General features: G+C 46.3%; 2 protein-coding genes. Both read right to left on the bottom strand.

Annotated elements, in window-relative coordinates; genetic code table 11:
• The coding region (locus tag B7E06_RS03395) for a S8 family peptidase (protein ID WP_179133933.1) at positions 1-1,035 on the bottom strand (1,035 nt) is incomplete at its 3' end.
• Between the two features lie 149 nt (positions 1,036-1,184).
• A partial coding sequence (wecB, locus tag B7E06_RS03390; protein ID WP_082232667.1) for a non-hydrolyzing UDP-N-acetylglucosamine 2-epimerase occupies positions 1,185-1,712 on the bottom strand: 528 nt, incomplete at its 5' end.

Raw genomic sequence — 1,712 nt, 5'->3', positions numbered from 1 at the left:
TTTTTCAGCAAAGGAAGTACCCCCCCGCCTCATCAACACAATTTTTCCTGTCACACCAAAAAAGTCTTCATTTGAACCATTAAATAACGGCATCTTTTTAGTAAAAGTCCAGGGTCTGGACCCCTGAAGGAGCAGGACAGGAATCTCCCGTCGTTCTCCTGGTATTTTTAATAAAGGCTTCTCAGAAGGAAGAGCAGCAGCACCAACCGTTATGGCAGACGGGGAAGTAGCAGGTGAACCGACTGTCCATGGGTTCGGCCCGGCGTTTCCAGCAGCTACTACAACTGTCGTCCCCAGCTCAATCGCTTTATCAACCGCTTTTGTCGTCGGCCAGTCCGGACCATTCACGTCGTTACCGAGCGATAGGTTTATAACATCCATGCCATCTTCCACCGCTTCCTCTATCGCAGCTATTACCTGGACTGAAGAACCCATCCCGCCTGGACCGAGCGCCCTGTACGCATAAAGTTCCGCATCAGGAGCCACCCCTTTCATATCGCCGTCCGCCCCAATTACTCCCGCTACATGCGTTCCGTGAATAGTAGCTCCTTCTTCCATCGTTTCCATCGGATCATCATCAAAATCAACGACATCAAAGCCTCCCTGATAGTTAACTTTTAAATCAGGGTGATTGTAATCCATCCCTGTATCAATCACTCCTACTTTCACCCCTCGGCCGGTAAACTCTGTGTCTGGCCGGATGAAGTCTGTAGTAAGCGTTATACCTGATTTATATGCAAGAGGCTCCGCTTGAGCTTTATACATTTGTACAGGATACGGCTGAATCCCTTTATGCACGCGTATCATTTTATCAAGCTCTCCGGGCAAGCCTTTTACAGCCACTCCATTAAAAATAGTGTCATATTCCGCCACAACTTCAAGACGCGGCAGCCGGGCTTCCACCTGTTTTTTAAAGGTAGACACATCCATCTCTTTTAGTTCCACAATAATCGTAAGTTCTTCCTCTGGATCAGGCTGGCTGAATCCCATTAGAACAGCTGCCAGCAGCAGAAAAACCGAGATTTTATACCGCATAACGTGTCTCCTTTTTTGAATAGTGTGTGTTAGGAGAAGCAGCGTTATGCAAAGATAAGTTAACCGTTTTAAGAATTGCAAAATGCGAACGGTAAGACTTGAAATTAAAAAAATCAAGCTCTATAAAATAGAGCTTGATTCAGCTGTTGTTATTCTGTTTTGAAAGGCTCGGGTTTATCTTCCCGCTGTTTAAAATAAAAGCGGAGCGCTTCTGCAATCCGCCTAGAAGCCTGTCCATCTCCATAAGGATTGGAAGCACGAGCCATGGCGGCATGTTTAGCCTGATCAGATAAAAGTTCGTGAGCCAAATTATAGATACGATCCTCGTCCGTTCCGGCGAGTTTAAGCGTTCCTGCTTCAATTCCTTCTGGTCTTTCGGTTGTATTTCGAAGCACAAGTACAGGCACGCCCAGAGAAGGCGCTTCTTCCTGCACACCCCCAGAATCGGTAAGAATCAAGTGAGCACGGGAAGCAAAATTATGAAAGTCAATGACACCCAGTGGTTCAATCAGCTTAATTCTGTCATCTTTTCCTAGTATCTCATCCGCCGTCTCCCGTACAGCCGGATTTAAGTGTACGGGATAAACGACTTCAATATCATCATGAGTTTCTACTAGTCGTTTTATCGCACGAAACATCTGCTTCATATTGCTGCCAAGGTTTTCACGGCGATGAGC

The organism is Halobacillus massiliensis (genome assembly GCF_900166625.1).
Classification (GTDB): Bacteria; Bacillota; Bacilli; order Bacillales; family Halobacillaceae; genus Halobacillus_A; species Halobacillus_A massiliensis.
This window is presented reverse-complemented; position numbering and strand designations above follow the sequence as displayed.